The organism is Janthinobacterium sp. SUN206 (genome assembly GCF_030587305.1).
Taxonomy (GTDB): domain Bacteria; phylum Pseudomonadota; class Gammaproteobacteria; order Burkholderiales; family Burkholderiaceae_D; genus Janthinobacterium; species Janthinobacterium kumbetense.
The window spans coordinates 1,654,720-1,672,852 of the sequence record NZ_JAPWIB010000001.1 but is presented as its reverse complement, the minus strand read 5'-3'; the positions used below and the strand labels follow the sequence as shown (position 1 = coordinate 1,672,852).

Below are 18,133 nucleotides of genomic sequence, written 5' to 3'. Positions count from 1 at the left end.
CAATGAACCACCCCTTGAACATCGTCGTCCTTGGCCATGGCATGGTCGGGCATAAATTCCTCGAACGCCTGGCCCTGGAAAACGCGCCGCACCTGCACGTCACCGTGCTGTGCGAAGAACCGCGCCCCGCCTACGACAGGGTGCATCTGTCCGAATTTTTCAGCGGCAAATCGGCCGACGACCTCTCCTTGGTGGCGCCCGGCTTCTTCGACAAGGGCAACGTCGTGCTGAAGCTCAATGCGCGTGCCGTGTCCATCGACCGCGCGGCGAAAACCGTCACGGCCAGCACGGGCGAAGTCTTGATCTACGACAAACTCGTGTTTGCCACCGGCTCGACGCCGTTCGTGCCGCCGCTGCCGGGCAAGGAGCGCGACGGCTGCTTCGTCTACCGCACCATCGAAGACCTGGAAGCCATGCTGGCCTGGGGCGCCCAGTCCCGCACCGGCGTGGTGATCGGCGGCGGCCTGCTGGGCCTCGAATGCGCGAAGGCCTTGCGCGATCTGAAGCTGGACACCCACGTGGTGGAATTCGCGCCGCGCCTGATGGCCGTGCAGGTGGACGAGGGCGGCGCGCGCGTCCTGCGCCGCAAGATCGAGGAACTGGGCGTGACCGTGCACACGCAAAAAAATACCCTGGCCATCGTCGACGGCGAGGCGGCCACGCACCGCATGCAGTTCGCCGACGGCAGCCACCTGGAAGCGGACATGATCGTCTTCTCGGCCGGCATCCGCCCCCGCGACGAACTGGCGCGCGCCTGCGGCCTGGACGTGGGGCCACGCGGCGGCATCGCCATCGACGACAGCTGCGTCACCTCCGACCCGGACATCTACGCGATCGGCGAATGCGCGCTGTGGGGCGGTCTGGTGTTCGGCCTGGTGGCGCCCGGCTATGAAATGGCGCGCATCGCGGCGCGCCACGTGCTGCAGGAGGAAGAAGGAGAAGCGGGCGAAGCATCGTTCAAGGGCGCCGACATGAGCACCAAGCTCAAATTGATGGGCGTGGACGTCGCCAGCCTGGGCGACCCGCACGGCAATGCGCCGGGCAGCCGCTCCTACCAGTTCATGGACGAGCGCAAGCAGATCTACAAGAAAATCGTCGTTTCCGACTGCGGCAAGTACCTGCTGGGCGGCGTGATGGTGGGCGACGCCAGCGAATACGGCACCTTGCTGCAGATGATGCTCAACAAGATAGAGCTGCCGGCATCCCCCGAATTCCTGATCCTGCCGCAGGCGGACGGCCAGCAAAAGGTCGGCCTGGGCGTGGACGCCTTGCCCGAATCGGCGCAAATCTGCTCGTGCAACGACGTGTCGAAGGGCGCGCTGTGCGCGGCCGTCGCCGGGGGAGCCACCAGCATCGGCGCCTTGAAAAGCTGCACGAAAGCGGGGACGGCCTGCGGCGGCTGCGTGCCGCTCGTGACGCAGATCATGAAGGCGGAAATGCAGAAGCAGGGCCTGGCAGTCGACAACCACGTGTGCGAACACTTTGCGTACTCGCGCCAGGAATTGCACCACTTGGTGCGCGTGGGCAAGATCCGCAGCTTCGGCGCGCTCCTGGGCGCGCATGGCCAGGGTTTGGGGTGCGACGTGTGCAAGCCCGTGGCGGCGAATATCCTCGCCTCTTGCTGGAACGATTTCGTGCTCTCTCCTGTGCACGCCAGCTTGCAGGACAGTAACGATTATTTCCTTGGCAATATCCAGAAGGATGGCACGTATTCCGTCGTACCCCGCATGCCGGGCGGCGAAGTGACGGCCGACGGCTTGATCGCCGTGGGCATGGTGGCGAAAAAATACGGTCTCTACACGAAAATCACGGGCGGCCAGCGGGTCGACCTGTTCGGCGCGCGCGTCGACCAGTTGCCTGCCATCTGGGAAGAGCTGATCGCGGCCGGCTTCGAGTCGGGCCACGCCTACGGCAAATCCTTGCGCACGGTCAAATCGTGCGTCGGCTCCACCTGGTGCCGCTACGGCGTGGCCGACAGCGTGGGCTTTGCGATTCAGCTGGAAAACCGCTACAAGGGCTTGCGCACGCCGCACAAGATCAAGTTCGGCGTTTCCGGCTGCACGCGCGAATGCGCCGAGGCGCAAGGCAAGGATATCGGCCTGATCGCCACGGAAAAGGGCTGGAATCTGTACGTGTGCGGCAATGGCGGCATGAAACCGCGCCATGCGGAATTGCTGGCGTCCGATCTCGATGAAGCCACCCTGGTGCGCTACGTCGACCGCTTCCTGATGTTTTACGTGCGCACGGCCGACCGCCTGCAGCGCACCAGCGTGTGGCGCGACAACCTGGAAGGGGGCCTCGATTATCTGAAGTCCGTCGTCGTGGCCGACCGCCTGGGCATCGCCCACGAACTGGAGGCGGACATGCAGCACGTGGTCGACACCTATGCGTGCGAATGGAAAGCGGCCGTCACGGACCCCGCCGTGCGCCAGCGCTTCCGCCATTTCGTCAACAGCGAAAAGAACGATGAAAACGTGGTGTTTGTCGAAGAGCGGGGCCAGATCCGGCCCGCCACGCTTGACGAACGCCGCGGCACCGTGATCCCCATCCTTGCCGTGGAGGCTTGAGCCATGAATGCGATGAATGAACTTTCCGGCGCCACCGCCGACAACTGGGTGGCCATCTGCCCCTTGACCGACATCGTGCCCGACACGGGTGTGTGCGCCTTGCTCAATGGGCGCCACGTGGCCGTGTTCCGCGTCGGCGACGCCGCGCCGCGCGTGTACGCCATCGACAATATCGACCCGAACGCGGGCGCTTCCGTGCTGTCGCGGGGCCTCGTGGGCAGTATCGGCGAGCGCGTCGTCGTCGCCTCGCCCATCTACAAGCAGCATTTCGACCTGGCCAGCGGCGAGTGCATCGAAGCGCCGGAACACTCGGTCGCCGCCTGGCCGGCGCGCGTGTTTGCGGACATGGTGTGGGTGGCCCTGTGAATCCGCCAGTCAGGGCCACTGCGCGTCCCTCGCTGGTCGTCGTCGGCAACGGCATGGCCGGCATGCGCACGGTCGAGGAACTCTTGAAACTCGCGCCGGACCTGTACGACATCACCGTGTTCGGCGCCGAGCCGCACGGCAATTACAACCGCATCCTGCTGTCGCCCGTGCTGGCCGGCGAAAAAACGGTGGACGACATCATGCTGCATACGCGCGACTGGTATGCGCACAACGGCATCACCCTGCACGCGGGCGACCCCGTCATGCGCATCGACCGCCAGGCGCGCACGGTGCAGTCGCTGTCCGGCATCACGGTTGCCTATGACCGCCTGCTGCTGGCCACCGGTTCCACGCCCTTCATCGTGCCCGTGCCGGGCCACCAGCTGCCCGGCGTGATCGGTTTTCGCGATATCAGCGACGTCGACACCATGCTGCAGGCGGCGCGCACGCACCGCCACGCGGTGGTCATCGGCGGCGGCTTGCTGGGGCTGGAAGCGGCCAACGGCTTGCAGCGCCAGGGCATGGACGTCACGGTGGTGCACATGAGCGGCGCGTTGATGAACCAGCAGCTGGACGCACCTGCCTCGATGCTGCTGAAAACGGCGCTGGAAGCGCGCGGCCTGCGTTTCCTGATGCAGGCGCAAACATCCTCCATTCTGGGCAGCACCCGCGTGGAAGGCGTGCAGTTTGCGGACGGCAGCAGCATTCCCGCCGACCTGGTGGTGATGACGGCCGGCGTGCGCCCTAACATCGCGCTGGCGCAAGCGGCCGGCCTGCACTGCGAACGGGCCATCGTCGTCGACGACTGCCTGCAAAGCTATGACCCGCGCGTGTACGCCGTGGGTGAATGCGTGCAGCACCGGCGCGCCACCTTCGGCCTGGTGGCGCCCATCTGGGAGCAGGCGCGCGTGTGCGGCGCGCACCTGGCCGGCGCGGGCCACCGCCGCTACGTGCAGCAAGCCAGCGCCACCAAGTTGAAGGTGACGGGCATCGACCTGTATTCAGCCGGCGACATCATCGGCGGCGAAGGCAGCGAAGACCTGGTGCTGCGCGATCCGCGCCGCGGCGTCTACAAGCGCCTGGTGGTGCAGGGCAGCCGCCTGGCCGGCGCCGTGCTGTATGGCGACGTGCAGGACGGTCCCTGGTATTTCGACCTGATCCAGCAGCGCCGCGATATCAGCAAGCTGCGCGCCCATTTATTGTTTGGCCAGGCGCTGTGCGCCCAGGCCGCCTGACAGCGACCAACAGGATACTTTCATGATTAGCTGCACGCCCGTGAAAACCACTTGCCCGTACTGCGGCGTCGGCTGCGGCGTGGAAGCGACACGCCTGCCCGACGGCGCCATCCGCATCGCCGGCGACACGGCCCACCCGGCCAACCTGGGCCGCCTGTGCGTGAAAGGCTCGGCGCTGGGCGACACCCTGGACCTGGAGAACCGTTTGCTGCAGCCGCAGGTGCGCGTCGACGGCGTGCTGCGGCGCGCTTCCTGGGACGCCGCGCTGGACCAGGTGGCCGGCGGCCTGCGCGCCATCATCGCCGAGCACGGCCCCGACGCCGTGGCCCTGTATGTCTCGGGCCAGCTGCTGACGGAAGATTATTATGTGGCCAACAAATTCATGAAGGGCTATGTGGGCAGCGCGAATATCGACACCAATTCGCGCCTGTGCATGTCGTCGGCCGTGGCGGGCCACAAGCGCGCGTTCGGCGAGGATATCGTGCCGGGCTGCTATGACGACCTGGAACTGGCCGACATGGTGGTGCTGGTGGGCTCGAACACGGCCTGGTGCCACCCGATCCTGTTCCAGCGCATCGCCCGCATCCGCGAAACCCGGCCGCACATGAAACTGGTGGTGATCGACCCGCGCCGCACGGCCACCTGCGAGCTGGCCGATTTGCACCTGCCCGTGAAACCGGGCACCGACGTGTGGCTGTTCAACGGCTTGCTGTGCTATCTGGCGCGGGAAGGCGCGATCGACGACGCTTTCGTCACGCAGCACAGTGCGGGTCTCGACGACGCGCTGGCGGCCGCCCACGTGGATTGCGGCGACCCCTTGCAGGTGGCGGCCATGTGCAAGGTCGACCCGCACGCCTTGCTGGCGTTTTACCAGGCGTTTGCCGCCACGCGCAAGGTCGTCACCGCGTTTTCCCAGGGCGTGAACCAGTCATCGAGCGGCACGGACAAGGTCAACAGCATCATCAACTGCCATCTGGCGACGGGACGCATCGGCCAGCCCGGCATGGGGCCGTTTTCCCTCACGGGCCAGCCGAACGCCATGGGCGGGCGCGAAGTGGGCGGCCTGGCCAACATGCTGGCCGCGCACCTCGACCTCGACAAGGAGGCGCACCGTGAGGCAGTGCAAACCTTCTGGGACTCGCCGCGCATGGCCAGCAAGCCTGGCCTGAAGGCCGTGGAACTGTTCCACGCGATCGAGGCGGGCAAGGTGAAAGCCGTGTGGATCATCGCCACCAATCCGCTGGTCAGCATGCCGGACGCGGACCAGGTGCGCCGCGCGCTGGCCAAGTGCGAACTGGTGGTGGTGTCGGACATCAGCGCCGGCTCGGACACGAATATCCATGCCGACGTGCTGCTGCCAGCCCTTGGCTGGGGCGAAAAGGATGGCACGGTGACCAATTCCGAGCGCCGCATCTCGCGCCAGCGGGCGTTTCTGCCGGCGCCCGGCGAAGCGCGCGCCGACTGGGACGTGCTGTGCGACGTGGCGCGGCGCATGGGCCATGCCGGCTTCGATTTCGCGTCGCCGCAGGCCATTTTCGACGAACACGCGCGCCTGTCCGCCTTCCGCAACGAGGGGGAATTGGCGCGCCTGTTCAATCTGTCGCACCTGACGGCGCTGAGCGCCGCGCAATACGACGCGCTGGCGCCGCAGCAGTGGCCGCAGGGCCAGGCGCGCCTGTTCGGCGACGGCCGCTTCGCGCATGCGGACGGGCGCGCGCGCTTCATTCCCACGGCGCCGCGCGCGCCGCGCAACATGCCCGACGAAGACTATCCGCTGATCCTGAACACGGGCCGGGTGCGCGACCAGTGGCATACGATGACGCGCACGGGCAAGGCGGCGAAACTGTCGGGGCACGTCGCCGAGGCCTTCATCGACCTCCACCCGCAGGATGCGCTGCTGTACAGCGTGCGCGAAGGCGAGCTGGCGCGCATTTCCAGCGCCTGGGGCGCGATGGTGGCGCGCGTCGTGCATGGCGGCGGCATCGCGCGCGGCCAGGTCTTCGTGCCCATCCACTGGAGCGACGCGAATGCGTCCGACGCGCGCGTGGGCGCCGTCGTCAACCCCGTCGTCGACCCCGTCTCGGGCGAACCGGAATTCAAGCACACGCCCGTGCGCATCGAGCAATTCCGCGTGCACTGGCATGCGTTTGTCCTGAGCCGCACGCCCTTGAACCTGGACGGCGTGGCGCACTGGACGCGCATCCAGGGCGAGCAATTCCTGCGCTACGAACTGGCCGGCCGCCAGCGCATCGACGACCTGGGCGCCTGGGCGCGCGCGCTGCTGGGCGTCACGGACGATGACGCCGACTGGCTCGATTACGCGGACGCCAGCGCGGGCGTGTACCGCGCCGTGCACCTGGACGAGGGGCGCATCGCGCAATGCGTGTATGTCTCGCCGCGGCCCGACCTGCCGTCGCGCAGCTGGCTGGCTGGCCTGTTTGCGCACGCGCAGCTCGATGCGGCCGACCGCGCCGGCGTGCTGCTGGGCCAGCCCATCGGCAAGGGCATGGACGCCGGCCCCACCGTGTGTTCGTGCTTTGGCGTGGGGCGCAACACCATATGCGCGGCCATCGTGGAACAGAAGCTGACGACGACGGCGCAGGTGACGGCCTGCGTCAAGGCGGGCGGCAATTGCGGCTCCTGCGTACCGGAGATACGACAGTTGCTGCTTGAGGCGCGCAGCGCGGCCTGAAAATCTGTCCTTTCCGGCACGGCTTTGTTATATTGCCAGCTCTATAACAGAGAGGCAGTGCGATGACAGAAGTGCAACACCCGACGGTCTGGCTGACGGGCTTGAGCGGCGCCGGCAAGACCAGTATCGCCCTGTCGCTGGCGCAGGCGCTGAAGGCGCAGGGCCGCGCCGTGGCCTTGCTCGACGGCGACCAGCTGCGCCATGGCTTGAACCGCGACCTGGGTTTTACGCCCGAAGACCGGCATGAAAACATCCGCCGCGTGGCCGAAGTGGCGCGCCTGATGAACGGCGCGGGCTTGACCGTCATCGCCGCCTTCATTTCCCCCAGCCGCGCCGACCGGGCCATGGCCGCCGCCATCGTCGGCACGGCGCATTTCATCGAAGTCCACGTCAGCACCCCGCTGGCCGTGTGCGAGGCGCGCGACGTCAAGGGCCTGTACGCGAAGGCGCGCGCGGGGCAGATCGCCGAATTCACGGGCGTGTCCGCTCCCTACGAAGCGCCGCTGGCGGCCGCGCTGACCCTCGACACGGGCGCCCTGGCGCTGGAAGAGTCGGTCGGGCGTCTGTGCCGGTATTTGCAGCAGCTGCCGTGACGACCTGGCGCAAATGGCTGCGCCGGCACTTGCCCGCCAGCCTGAAGGCGCGCATGAGCGTGGTCGTCTTCCTGCTCGTGCTGGGCGCGGTCGCCTCGCTGGCGCTGGCCACCCTGGCCGTGGCCGAGCGCGGCATGCGCGACGTGACGGGGCGCCAGCAGTACGTATCGCTGTCCAGCGCCGCCGTCTTCATCGATGAAGAACTCGACGCGAAGCGCAATGTGCTGCGCGCGATGGCGGACAGCCTGGCGGCCGGCGGCGCGCACGACGGCGCCAGCCTGCAGCGCTTCCTGGCCGCGCAAACGGTGCTGAGCAAGGAGTTCTATTCGGCCGGCGTGGTCGGCATCGACGGCGTTGTCCTGGCCAGCGTGAGTCCCTTCAAGCCGCAGGCGGGGTTGAACGTCAAGGGCCGTCCTTACTTCGAACAGACGCTGGCGACGCGGCGCTCGGTGATTTCCGCGCCGCTCAACGGCAGCATTTCCGGCATGCCCATCGTCGTGGTGACCCAGCCCGTGTTCGACGCGCAGGGCGGCGTGCGCTATGTGCTGGCGGCCAGCGTGAACCTGCGCCAGCCCGATTTCCTGGGGCGCCTGGGCGCGCTCAAGCCGGGTCCGGGCGGCTACCTGTACATCATGACCAGCGCAGGCGTGATCGTCGAGCATCCCGACAAGTCGCGCATCATGCAGCATATCGAAGCGCATGGCCCCATCAGCGTACCGACGCGGCGCGCCATGCAGGGTTTCGAGGGCTGGCTGACGGGCACCACCTCGCAAGGCGTCGATGCCCTGTTTGCCTACCACCGCATCGCCTCGACGGACTGGATACTGGCCTCCGTCTATCCCATGAGCGACGCGTTCGCGCCGCTGCACGCCATCCGCAGCAAGATCCTGCTGGCCGCCGTGCTGCTGGCAGCGCTGGCGGGCCTGGCCGGCTGGCGCGTGGTGCTGCGCCTGTTGCAGCCTTTGGCGCGCCTGCGCCACCAGGTGCATGAGATCCGCCGTCATCGCCTGGGCATCGATGTGCTGCAAATCGAGCGGCGCGACGAGATCGGCGACTTGAGCCGCGACTTTTACTCGCTGGTGGCCGAGCGCGAAATCGCCGAGGCGCAGACGCGCGGCAGCGAGCGGCGCCTGAAACTGCTGACGGACCACGTGCCCGTGGTGATCGTGTATATCGACCGCGAGCACCGCTACCAGTTCATCAACGCCACGTTTGAAAAATGGTTCGGCAGGTCGCAGCGGGAAAGCCTGATGCAGTCGATCCGCGACGTGCTCGGCGAAGAGGCGTATCAATTGCGCGAAGCCTACCTGCGGCGCGCTTTCGCGGGCGAGGAGGTCGAGTATGAATTTACCATCGGCGGCGAAGGGGAGGCCGGCCCGCGCGCCTTCCAGACCAGTTACGTGCCGGACGTGGGCGAGAGCGGCGCGGTGGAAGGCGTGTATGGCCTGATCCACGAAATCACCAAGACCAAGGCGGTGCACACGGCGCTGCAGTCTGCCGCCGCCACCGATACCCTGACGGGCATCGCCAACCGGCGCCGCTTCGACGAACAGCTGGCGCAAAGCATGCAGCGCACGCGGGCCGCGCGCGCGCCGATGGCGCTGGCCTATCTCGATATCGACCGTTTCAAGGCCATCAACGACAGCCTGGGACACAAGGCGGGTGACGAGGTGCTGAAGGAATTCGCCGCGCGCCTGGTGCGCAGCGTGCGCGCCAGCGATCTGGTGGCGCGCCTGGCCGGCGATGAATTCGTGATCATACTCGACGGCGTGAACGGCGCGGCCGAAGTGCGCCAGGTCGGCGCCAAGATCCTCGACGCCATCCGCCAGCCCTTCGCGCTGGCCAGCGGCCCCCTGCCGGTGACGACCAGCATCGGCATCGCCATCTTCCGCGAAGGCGCGCTGACGCCGGCGCAGTTGCTGGACCTGGCCGACCAGGCCCTGTATGTCGCCAAGGGGCAGGGCCGCGATGGCGTGGCGCTGCTCGAGGCGGCGCCGTAGGTTTTACTTACAGGGTGGCAGTCCAGTGGTCGAGCTGCTGCGTGGTGGCCGTCACGCCGCCGCAGACGATGACGAGCACCTTGCGGTAGGGCGCCAGTTCCGGCGCCTTGCCGTAGACGGCCGCCAGTGCCGCGCCGCAGGCCGGCTCCACCACCAGGCGCTGGTCGGTGATGAAGCGCTGGCAGGCGTCGACGGCGGCCCGGTCCGACACCACCACGCTGTGCAGCAGGCGCGTCTGGCTGATGGCAAACGCCTGCGCGCAGACCTGGCGCGCGGCCAGCGACGTGGCGATGCTGCTCACGGCCGGCAGGGCCACGTGGTCGCGCGCGGCCACGGCCGCCGCCAGCGAGGCCGCGCCTTGCGTTTCCACGGCCACCAGGGCCACGTCATCCCAGCCATTGCGCTGCAAGCCTTCGGCCACGCCGGCCAGCAAGCCGCCGCCGCCCACCGACAGCACCACGGCGTCCGGCTTCAGGCGCGCGCGCGCCACTTCATCGATCATGCCCGCGTGACCCTGCCACAGCAGCGGGTCGTCGAACGGATGCAAAAAGGCGTCTTGCGGCGTGAGCATCGACTGCGCCAGCGCGTTCGCTTCCTGCCACGCGGCGCCGTGCACGATGACTTCGGCGCCTTCCTGCGCGATCAGGGCCCTGGCCCGTTCGCTGGTCGTTTCCGGCACGACGACGATGACGGGGATGCCCAGCTGGCGTCCCGCATAGGCGACGGCGATGCCGGCATTGCCGCCGGAAGAGGAGATGAAACGGCTGGCGCCGCGCCGCGCGTATTCTTCGCAGGCCAGGCCGATGCCGCGGATCTTGAAGGAGCCGGGCGGCTGCAAGGCTTCGAGCTTGAGCCAGATGGCGCGTTCGCTGTGCAGGCTCAGGGCGCGCGAGTTGAGCAAGGGAGTTTCGATGTGCAGGGCCATGCGGGTTCCTGGTAAACGGTCAGGCCAGCATCATAGCCGAAGCGCCCGCGCCACCGCGTCACCCTTGCTGATACATGACTGCTGCTAGTTCAGCGGGGCGTTCTTGAGCTGGTGCGTGCGCGCCACTTCCTTCATCGCTTCGAGCAGGTCGTCGCGCAGCTGGCGCGGCAGCTTGCCGAAGAATTCCTCGTCGTTCTGGTCGGCCATCCCGGCCAGCACGGGCACCAGCGCCTCGCCTTCCGTGGTCAGTTCGATTGAATGCTGGCGGCGGTCGGCCAGCAGGATCGACTTGCTGACCATGCCCTTGCTTTCCAGGCGGTCGATCAGTTTCGATACGGCGCCCTTGCTCATGCCGGACACTTGCGCCAGCACCGTGGGCGAGGTGCAGCCCAGGCGGAACATTTCGCGCAGCACCACCCATTCGGAGACCGTCACGCCATTGGCCTCGGCTTTTTTCTGGAAGCTGTGGGAAACGTGGTTGGAGACGAAACGCAGCCAGTAACCGAGATGGGCTTCCAGCTCGCTGACGGGGACGCTGTTCGGGTGGGCGGCTTGCGGCATGGCGGCCGTTTCAAAATTATGGCTCATTTCTTTTCCTTCACTGGGCGGCGTTGCCGGCATGGTTAAGGCCTTCACGCTTGCTGTCGAGTGGTTTGTTTGGGAACAATCATCGTGCTTGAGGTATTTCTAACACTGTTTTCACAGGAAATCACTTACCGGCAAAGAGTTTTTCCTTTTTTCTTGCTCTGGATAGATAAAAAACAATATCAAGCGAATAATCGTATTGCCAGAGAGGAAGATTAAAAAAATAACTCATGTTGCATCAATGGTAACAGGATTTTTGCCGAATTGATAAATATTTCATATCATTCCGTGTGCTTGCCCACATACGACGTATTGCCCACGCGACAGTGCGAGGTTTTGATGCAGAAATGCGGCCCGCTCAGGCCAGCACCACCTTCACGCCCGCTTCGCGCAGTACTTCGGCAAAGCGGGGCGGCGGCGGCGCATCCGTAAACAGGATATCGACTTGCGCCAGGTCGGCCAGCCGCACCAGCGCCTTGCGGCCGAATTTGTGCTGGTCGGCCACCAGCCACACTTCGCGCGACTGCTCGATGATGGCTTGCGCCACCTTCACTTCGCGCGCGTCGAAGTCGCGCAGGCTGCCATCCTCGTCGATGCTGGAAATGCCGATGATGCCGATGTCGACCTTGAACTGGCGGATGAAGTCGATGGTGGCTTCGCCCACGATGCCGCGGTCGCGCCCGCGCACCACGCCGCCGGCCACGATGACTTCGCAGGCGGCGTTGTCGGCCAGGATGGCGGCCACGTTCAGGTTGTTCGTCACTACGTGCAAGCCCGTGTGCCGTCCCAGCGCGCGCGCCACTTCCTCGGTCGTCGTGCCGATATTGATCAGGAGTGAGCAGCCGTGCGGCACTTGCGCGGCGACGGCGGCGGCGATGCGCCGCTTGGCCTCGCTGTTGAACACTTGCCGCTGGCTGTAATCGATGTTTTCCACGGACGAGGGCAAGCCGACCCCGCCGTGGTAGCGGGCCAGCAGGCGCGCTTCTTCCATCTGCTTGACGTCGCGGCGCACGGTTTGCGGCGTCACGCCCAACTGCTGGGCCAGCTCTTCGACGGACATGGTGACCTTCTGGCGCACCACTTCGAGCAGGCGGCGCTGGCGGGGATTCAAAATCATGGGCTTGTCTCTTTAAAAATCAAAAACGAACAGAAACGAACAAATAGTGATGAAAATATGTTGCTATGAGTTCGCATTCTGGCGTATCTTATTCATATTGCATGCGTATTACTAGATGGTGATCTTAACGACAGTCGCCGGCGATGCCTAGTCTTTCCTCGCCGCCCTTTCCCCGACAGACACGGAGTCCCGATGGCCGCAGCACAGCAAGGTGTGGAGACAGCGATGGCATACGACGTGCTGGTGGTGGGCGGCGGCATCAATGGCGCCGGCATCGCGCGCGACGCGGCCGGACGGGGCTTGTCGGTGCTGCTGTGCGAAAAGGACGACCTGGCCGCGCACACCTCGTCCGCGTCCACCAAACTGATACACGGCGGCCTGCGCTACCTCGAATACTATGAATTCGGCCTCGTGCGCAAGGCGCTGATCGAGCGCGAAGTGCTGCTGCGCTCGGCGCCGCACATCATGTGGCCGCTGCGCTTCGTCATGCCGCACGCCAAGGGCCAGCGCCCGGCCTGGCTGATACGCGCCGGCCTGTTCCTTTACGACATGCTGGCGAAGCGGGAAATCCTGCCGGCCTCCAGCGGCATCGACCTGACCCGCCACGCGACCGGCACACCGTTAAAACCCGAGTTCAAGCGGGGCTTTGTGTATTCCGACGGCTGGGTCGACGATGCGCGCCTGGTGGTCCTGAACGCCATCGACGCGGCGGACAAGGGCGCGCAGGTGCTGACGCAGACGCGCTGCATGGCCCTGTCACGCGACGGTGCGGGCGGGGACGCTGCCTGGCTGGCCACCTTGCAGCACGCCAGCGGGCGGCAGAGCACGGTGCGCGCGCGCAGCATCGTCAACGCGGCCGGGCCGTGGACGGCCGAGTTCCTGCAACAGGCCGCGCCCGGTGGGCAGGGCCGGCATTTGCGCCTGATCAAGGGTAGCCATATCGTCGTCAAGCGCCTGTTCGAGCATGATCATGCCTACATCTTCCAGCATCCGGACGGGCGCATCGTGTTTGCCATTCCGTATGAGCACGATTTCACCCTGATCGGCACTACTGACCTCGACTATCACGGCGACACGGGCAAGGTGGAAATCGATGACGAGGAAATTCGTTACTTGTGCGAGCTTTCCAGTTACTATTTCAGCAAGTCAATCTCGCCGGCCGACGTGGTCTGGACGTATGCGGGCGTGCGCCCGCTGGTGGAAGACGCGGCGGCCGACGCCAAGGCCGTCACGCGCGATTACCGCTTCGAGCTGGACCAGGAAGGTGCGCCGCTGCTCAGTGTTTTCGGCGGCAAGATCACCACCTTCCGCAAGCTGGCCGAGGAAGCCATGGACATGCTGGCGCCCTTGCTGGGCAATACGCTGCCGGCCTGGACAGCCAGCGCCTGCCTGCCCGGCGGCGACGTGTTCGGCATCACGCCGCAGAACCGGTCCGTGCGCGAGTTCGGCCAGTTCGTGCAAGGCTTGCAGCGCGAGTACGCGTGGCTGCCGGCGGCGCTGGTGGCGCGCTATGCACGCGCCTACGGCACGCGCATCCACGTGCTGCTCGCCGGGCGCAGGGATGTGGCGGCCATGGGCGAGGAAATCGCCGCCGGCCTGTACGCGGCGGAAGTCGATTATCTGCGGCGCCACGAATGGGCCGTCAGCGCGGCCGACATCCTGTGGCGGCGCTCCAAGCTGGGCCTGCACCTGCCGCGCGCGACGGCGGACACGCTCGATGCCTGGCTGTTGCAGCACCCTTTGCCGTAAGCAGCACACGTTGGCGACCGCGCCCCGCAGAGGGTGCGGCGAAGAACAAGAAACCATCACTGGAGGAGAAGCGCGTGCAACTGGTACTGGACAAGATCAGCAGGAAGCAGGGGGCTGACGACTTTTTATATCCGATGTCGCTGGCCCTCGTGCCGGGCGCCATCAACGTCTTGCTGGGCACCACGCGTGCCGGCAAGACGACCCTGATGCGCGTGATGGCGGGCCTGGACAAGCCCAGCGGGGGCACGGTGACGGCCGATGGCGTCGACGTGACGGGCGTGCCCGTCAGCAAACGCAACCTGGCCATGGTGTACCAGCAATTCATCAACTATCCGGCCTTCACCGTCTACGACAATATCGCTTCGCCTTTGCGCTTGCGCAAGGAACCCGAGGAACAGATCCGCACGAAAGTGCTGGCGCTGGCCGAGCGCCTGCACATCACGCCGTATCTGCAGCGCACGCCCGGAGAATTGTCCGGCGGCCAGCAGCAGCGCACGGCGCTGGGGCGCGCGCTGATCAAGGATGCGTCCTTGCTGCTGCTCGACGAGCCGCTCGTCAACCTCGACTATAAATTGCGCGAGGAATTGCGCCGCGAATTGACGGAACTGTTTTCCGGCGGCAGCACGACGGTCGTGTACGCCACCACGGAACCGCTGGAAGCGCTGCAGCTGGGCGGCCACGTGGCCGTGCTGCACGAGGGCCGCCTGCTGCAGCAGGGACCGACCCTGGACGTGTTCAATGCCCCCAATTCCATCGACGTGGCGCGCACCTTCAGCGATCCGCCCATCAACCTGATCCCCGCGCGCGTGGATGCGCACGGCGTGGCGCAGGCGGCCGACGGCCTGGCCATCCACCTGAGCGGCGCGCAGCGCGCCCGCCTGGGCGACAGCACGGAGGTGATCCTCGGCGTGCGCGCGCACAGCCTGCATCTGTCGCCCCAGTCCGATGGCGACGTGCCCATCGCGGCGCAGGTGGACCTGGCGGAAATCAGCGGCTCGGAAACCTATGTGCATGCGCGCCGCGGCGAGCTGGCCCTGGTGGCGCAGCTGGGCGGCGTGCACAACCTGGAGATCGGCAGCGCCTGCACCGTGTATTGCCAGCCGCACGCCTTGCTGATCTTCGCGCAAGACGGCGGGCTGCTGTTTGCTCCAGAACAAGGAGGAGCTTGACATGGCGCGCATCGAACTGGTCGACCTGGCCCACGCCTACAAACCGAACCCCACGGCGCCAAGCGACTATGCGCTGCGGCCCATGAGCATGGAATGGCATGACGGCGGCGCGTATGCCTTGCTGGGGCCATCCGGCTGCGGCAAGACGACCTTGCTCAACATTATTTCCGGCCTCGTGAAGCCGTCGCATGGCAAGGTGCTGTTCGACGGCAAGGACGTCACGCAACTGCCGACCGAGGCGCGGAATATCGCGCAAGTGTTCCAGTTTCCCGTCATCTACGACACCATGACCGTGCACGACAACCTGGCGTTTCCGTTGCGTAATCGCGGCTGGAAAGAGATGGAAGTCAAAAAGCGCGTGCAGCAGGTGGCGCAGATGCTGGAATTGACGGGCGACTTGAAATTGCGCGCCAGCGGCTTGTCCGTGGACGCGAAGCAAAAGATTTCACTGGGCCGGGGCCTCGTGCGCCCGGACGTGGCTGCCGTGCTGTTCGACGAACCGCTGACGGTGATCGATCCGCATTTGAAATGGCTGCTGCGCCGAAAGTTGAAGGAAATCCACCACGAACTGAAATTGTCATTGATCTACGTCACGCACGACCAGGTGGAAGCGCTGACCTTTGCCGACCAGGTGGTCGTCATGACGCAGGGCGAAGTGGTGCAGACGGGTAGCGCGCAAGCGCTGTTCGAGGAACCGGAACACACGTTTGTCGGCTATTTCATCGGTAATCCGGGCATGAATTTGCTCGATTGCACCCTGGACGATGGCGGCGTGCGCGTGGCGGGGCAGGCGCTGGCCGTGTCCGCCGCCGCCCGCGCGGCGCTTTCCGGGGCGCAAGGGAAAATCACGGTGGGCGTGCGGCCCGAATTCGTCGAGTGCGTCAAGGCGTATCCGGGAGAAGAGGGGGGCGACCATTGCCTCGACGCCACGGTCACGGCCGTGCGCAACATGGGCACGCATTACCTGGCGGAATTCCAGCTGGGCGGCGCGACGGTGGCGGCCAAGCTGCGCGCCATCGACGCCGTGGCCGGGAATGCCGTGCGGCTGCGCTTCCCACCGCAACGTACCTTGTTCTATGTCAACGATAAGCGGGTGGCCTGATGATACATAACGGTAAAACCGATAACAACCGCCGCGCCTGGCTATTGATCTTGCCTGTGCTGCTGTGCGTGGCCTTTTCCGCCATCCTGCCGCTGATGACGGTGGTCAACTATTCCGTGCAGGATATTCTGAGTCCCACGCAAAAAGTGTTCGTGGGTACGGAGTGGTTCCGCATGGTCATGCTGGACGGCGACTTGCACAGCGCCTTGCTGCGCCAGCTGCTGTTTTCCGGCTCCGTGCTGGCGATCCAGATTCCGCTGGGCATCTTGATTGCCCTGTGCATGCCGGCCGATGGCTGGAAGGCGTCGCTGGCGCTGGTGCTGATCGCGCTGCCCTTGCTGATTCCCTGGAACGTGGTGGGCACCATCTGGCAAATCTTTGGCCGCGGCGACATCGGCCTGATGGGCTATAGCTTGAATCAATTGGGCTTAGCCTACAATTACAACGGCAACTCGCTCGACGCGTGGCTGACGGTGATGGTGATGGATATCTGGCACTGGACGCCGCTCGTCGTGCTGCTGTGCTATGCGGGCTTGCGCGCCATTCCCGACGCGTATTACCAGGCGGCGCGCATCGACGGCGCTTCGCGCCTGGCCGTGTTCCGCTACATCCAGCTGCCGAAACTGCGCAATGTGCTGATGATCGCCGTCTTGCTGCGCTTCATGGACAGTTTCATGATCTACACGGAGCCGTTCGTGCTGACGGGCGGCGGTCCCGGCAATGCCACCACCTTTTTGTCGCAATACCTGACGCAAAAGGCCGTGGGCCAGTTCGACCTGGGGCCGGCGTCCGCGTTTTCCCTGATCTATTTCCTCATCATCCTGCTGTTCTGCTTTGTGCTGTACACGTGGATGCAGCGCGTCGGCACGGGAGACCAGAAATGATGCACAAGAAAATGAGCAGCGCCATCCTGATCGTATTCCTGCTGGGCTCCTTGCTGCCCATCTACTGGATGCTCAATATGTCGCTCAAGACCAACGAGGAAATCGTCGGCGTGCTGAGCCTGTGGCCCCAGCAATTGACGTTCGCCAACTATCACACGATTTTTACGGACCGTTCCTGGTACAGCGGCTACATCAATTCCATGATTTACGTGGCCTTGAACATGGTGATGTCCGTCACGGTGGCCTTGCCGGCAGCGTATGCTTTCTCGCGCTACAACTTTGTCGGCGACAAGCATCTGTTCTTCTGGCTCTTGACCAACCGCATGACGCCGCCCGCCGTCTTCCTCGTGCCGTTCTTCCAGCTGTATTCGACGGTGGGCTTGATGGATACGCATCTGGCCGTGGCGCTGGCGCACATGGTCTTCAACGTGCCGCTGGCCGTGTGGATATTGGAAGGCTTCATGTCCGGCGTGCCGAAGGAAATCGACGAGACGGCGTATATCGACGGCTACAGCTTTCCCCGCTTCTTCATCCGCATCTTCTTGCCGATGATCAAGTCTGGCGTGGGCGTGACGGCCTTCTTTTGCTTCATGTTCAGCTGGGTGGAACTGTTATTGGCGCGCACCTTGACGTCCGTCAATGCCAAGCCGATTGCCGCCACCATGACGCGCACTGTGTCGGCGGCCGGCATGGACTGGGGCGTGCTGGCGGCGGCGGGCGTGCTGACCATCGTGCCCGGCGCGCTGGTGATCTGGTTCGTGCGGCATTACATAGCCAAGGGTTTCGCGATGGGGAGGGTGTGACATGGAAAATACCGATAGCACAGCCAGCCTGTTCGGCTGGATGGCCTGGACGCCGGAAGTGGCCATCTTCTTCATTTGCATCGGCTTGATGCTGGCCGGCATGACGGTGTGGCAAATCCGTTCGCCCAGCATCGAACGAAAAGGTTTCCTGCCGATGCCGACGACGCGCGGCGACCGTTTGTTCATCGGGCTGTTGACGGCTGCGTATGTCAATCTGGCGTGGGCGGGGTTCACGGAAATGCAGCAAGCCATCGGGGCTGGCATCAGTTTTGTAGTGTTGTTGGTGGTAATGCGTTGGGGATAAGTCGTAGATGAGAATACCGGCCCGCCACCGCAGGCCGGATGA

15 protein-coding genes are annotated in these 18,133 nt (G+C 65.3%); 12 read left to right on the top strand and 3 right to left on the bottom strand.

Translation table 11 applies throughout. The features are described 5' to 3' along the window. Nucleotides 1–2 precede the first annotated feature (2 nt). The 6 genes from nirB (at nucleotide 3) to O3300_RS07510 (ending at nucleotide 9,453) form a co-directional block, all read left to right on the top strand. A complete protein-coding gene (nirB, locus tag O3300_RS07535; RefSeq protein WP_305052606.1) occupies nucleotides 3–2,567 on the top strand; it encodes a nitrite reductase large subunit NirB in 2,565 nt (854 codons plus the stop codon). A gap of 12 nt (nucleotides 2,568–2,579) precedes the next feature. Beyond that, nucleotides 2,580–2,933: a nitrite reductase small subunit NirD gene (gene nirD, locus O3300_RS07530; RefSeq protein ID WP_099667321.1), complete on the top strand. Its 354-nt coding sequence runs from the start codon at nucleotides 2,580–2,582 to the stop codon at nucleotides 2,931–2,933. Beyond that, the gene (locus tag O3300_RS07525; RefSeq protein WP_305052605.1) at nucleotides 2,930–4,168 is read left to right on the top strand and encodes an NAD(P)/FAD-dependent oxidoreductase; all 1,239 of its coding nucleotides are present in this window, start codon (nucleotides 2,930–2,932) and stop codon (nucleotides 4,166–4,168) included. The genes nirD and O3300_RS07525 overlap by 4 nt, the downstream gene beginning before the upstream one ends. 22 nt (nucleotides 4,169–4,190) lie before the next feature. Continuing rightward, complete coding sequence (locus O3300_RS07520) at nucleotides 4,191–6,860, top strand: nitrate reductase (protein WP_305052604.1); 2,670 nt, start codon at nucleotides 4,191–4,193, stop codon at nucleotides 6,858–6,860. A 62-nt stretch (nucleotides 6,861–6,922) separates the two neighbouring features. Then, the gene (gene cysC, locus O3300_RS07515) at nucleotides 6,923–7,453 is read left to right on the top strand and encodes an adenylyl-sulfate kinase (RefSeq protein WP_305052603.1); all 531 of its coding nucleotides are present in this window, start codon (nucleotides 6,923–6,925) and stop codon (nucleotides 7,451–7,453) included. Further along, entirely contained in the window at nucleotides 7,450–9,453 is a 2,004-nt protein-coding gene (locus O3300_RS07510) for a diguanylate cyclase domain-containing protein (protein WP_305052602.1), read from the top strand. Before cysC ends, O3300_RS07510 begins: the two co-directional genes overlap by 4 nt. Before the next feature lie 7 nt (nucleotides 9,454–9,460). On the opposite strand, the gene O3300_RS07505 is transcribed toward O3300_RS07510, so the two are convergent. The 3 genes from O3300_RS07505 to O3300_RS07495 form a co-directional block, all read right to left on the bottom strand. Continuing rightward, nucleotides 9,461–10,378, bottom strand: coding sequence for a pyridoxal-phosphate dependent enzyme (locus tag O3300_RS07505; RefSeq protein ID WP_305052601.1), 918 nt, complete (start codon nucleotides 10,376–10,378; stop codon nucleotides 9,461–9,463). Between the two features lie 84 nt (nucleotides 10,379–10,462). Continuing rightward, entirely contained in the window at nucleotides 10,463–10,966 is a 504-nt protein-coding gene (locus O3300_RS07500) for a MarR family winged helix-turn-helix transcriptional regulator (RefSeq protein WP_077406479.1), read from the bottom strand. Nucleotides 10,967–11,321: 355 nt separating this feature from the next. Further along, nucleotides 11,322–12,080 carry a DeoR/GlpR family DNA-binding transcription regulator gene (locus tag O3300_RS07495; RefSeq protein WP_180278743.1) on the bottom strand — a complete coding sequence of 253 codons (759 nt, stop codon included), beginning with the start codon at nucleotides 12,078–12,080 and terminating at the stop codon, nucleotides 11,322–11,324. Nucleotides 12,081–12,305: 225 nt separating this feature from the next. Here O3300_RS07495 and glpD point away from each other — a divergent pair, with 225 nt between their 5' ends. From glpD to O3300_RS07465, 6 genes are all read left to right on the top strand, one after another. Beyond that, complete coding sequence (glpD, locus tag O3300_RS07490) at nucleotides 12,306–13,829, top strand: glycerol-3-phosphate dehydrogenase (RefSeq protein ID WP_305052600.1); 1,524 nt, start codon at nucleotides 12,306–12,308, stop codon at nucleotides 13,827–13,829. 74 nt (nucleotides 13,830–13,903) lie between these two features. Further along, nucleotides 13,904–14,998, top strand: coding sequence for an ABC transporter ATP-binding protein (locus O3300_RS07485; RefSeq protein WP_099667328.1), 1,095 nt, complete (start codon nucleotides 13,904–13,906; stop codon nucleotides 14,996–14,998). A 1-nt stretch (nucleotide 14,999) separates the two neighbouring features. Next, nucleotides 15,000–16,100 carry an ABC transporter ATP-binding protein gene (locus O3300_RS07480; protein WP_305052599.1) on the top strand — a complete coding sequence of 367 codons (1,101 nt, stop codon included), beginning with the start codon at nucleotides 15,000–15,002 and terminating at the stop codon, nucleotides 16,098–16,100. After that, complete coding sequence (locus O3300_RS07475; protein WP_131686321.1) at nucleotides 16,100–16,984, top strand: carbohydrate ABC transporter permease; 885 nt, start codon at nucleotides 16,100–16,102, stop codon at nucleotides 16,982–16,984. Before O3300_RS07480 ends, O3300_RS07475 begins: the two co-directional genes overlap by 1 nt. Further along, the gene (locus tag O3300_RS07470) at nucleotides 16,981–17,787 is read left to right on the top strand and encodes a carbohydrate ABC transporter permease (protein WP_099667331.1); all 807 of its coding nucleotides are present in this window, start codon (nucleotides 16,981–16,983) and stop codon (nucleotides 17,785–17,787) included. The genes O3300_RS07475 and O3300_RS07470 overlap by 4 nt, the downstream gene beginning before the upstream one ends. 1 nt (nucleotide 17,788) lies before the next feature. Further along, on the top strand, nucleotides 17,789–18,091 hold the full coding sequence (locus tag O3300_RS07465) for a DUF2160 domain-containing protein (protein ID WP_369811512.1): 303 nt from the start codon (nucleotides 17,789–17,791) through the stop codon (nucleotides 18,089–18,091). Nucleotides 18,092–18,133 lie beyond the last annotated feature (42 nt).

Bases quoted from the DNA above. Each gene is read 5' to 3' on its own strand.
- cysC (WP_305052603.1), top strand. From the start codon at position 6,923: ATGACAGAAGTGCAACACCCGACGGTCTGGCTGACGGGCTTGAGCGGC.
- O3300_RS07520 (WP_305052604.1), top strand. From the start codon at position 4,191: ATGATTAGCTGCACGCCCGTGAAAACCACTTGCCCGTACTGCGGCGTC.
- O3300_RS07505 (WP_305052601.1), bottom strand. From the start codon at position 10,378: ATGGCCCTGCACATCGAAACTCCCTTGCTCAACTCGCGCGCCCTGAGC.
- glpD (WP_305052600.1), top strand. From the start codon at position 12,306: ATGGCATACGACGTGCTGGTGGTGGGCGGCGGCATCAATGGCGCCGGC.
- nirB (WP_305052606.1), top strand. From the start codon at position 3: ATGAACCACCCCTTGAACATCGTCGTCCTTGGCCATGGCATGGTCGGG.
- O3300_RS07500 (WP_077406479.1), bottom strand. From the start codon at position 10,966: ATGAGCCATAATTTTGAAACGGCCGCCATGCCGCAAGCCGCCCACCCG.
- O3300_RS07495 (WP_180278743.1), bottom strand. From the start codon at position 12,080: ATGATTTTGAATCCCCGCCAGCGCCGCCTGCTCGAAGTGGTGCGCCAG.
- O3300_RS07475 (WP_131686321.1), top strand. From the start codon at position 16,100: ATGATACATAACGGTAAAACCGATAACAACCGCCGCGCCTGGCTATTG.
- O3300_RS07465 (WP_369811512.1), top strand. From the start codon at position 17,789: ATGGAAAATACCGATAGCACAGCCAGCCTGTTCGGCTGGATGGCCTGG.
- O3300_RS07480 (WP_305052599.1), top strand. From the start codon at position 15,000: ATGGCGCGCATCGAACTGGTCGACCTGGCCCACGCCTACAAACCGAAC.
- O3300_RS07470 (WP_099667331.1), top strand. From the start codon at position 16,981: ATGATGCACAAGAAAATGAGCAGCGCCATCCTGATCGTATTCCTGCTG.
- nirD (WP_099667321.1), top strand. From the start codon at position 2,580: ATGAATGAACTTTCCGGCGCCACCGCCGACAACTGGGTGGCCATCTGC.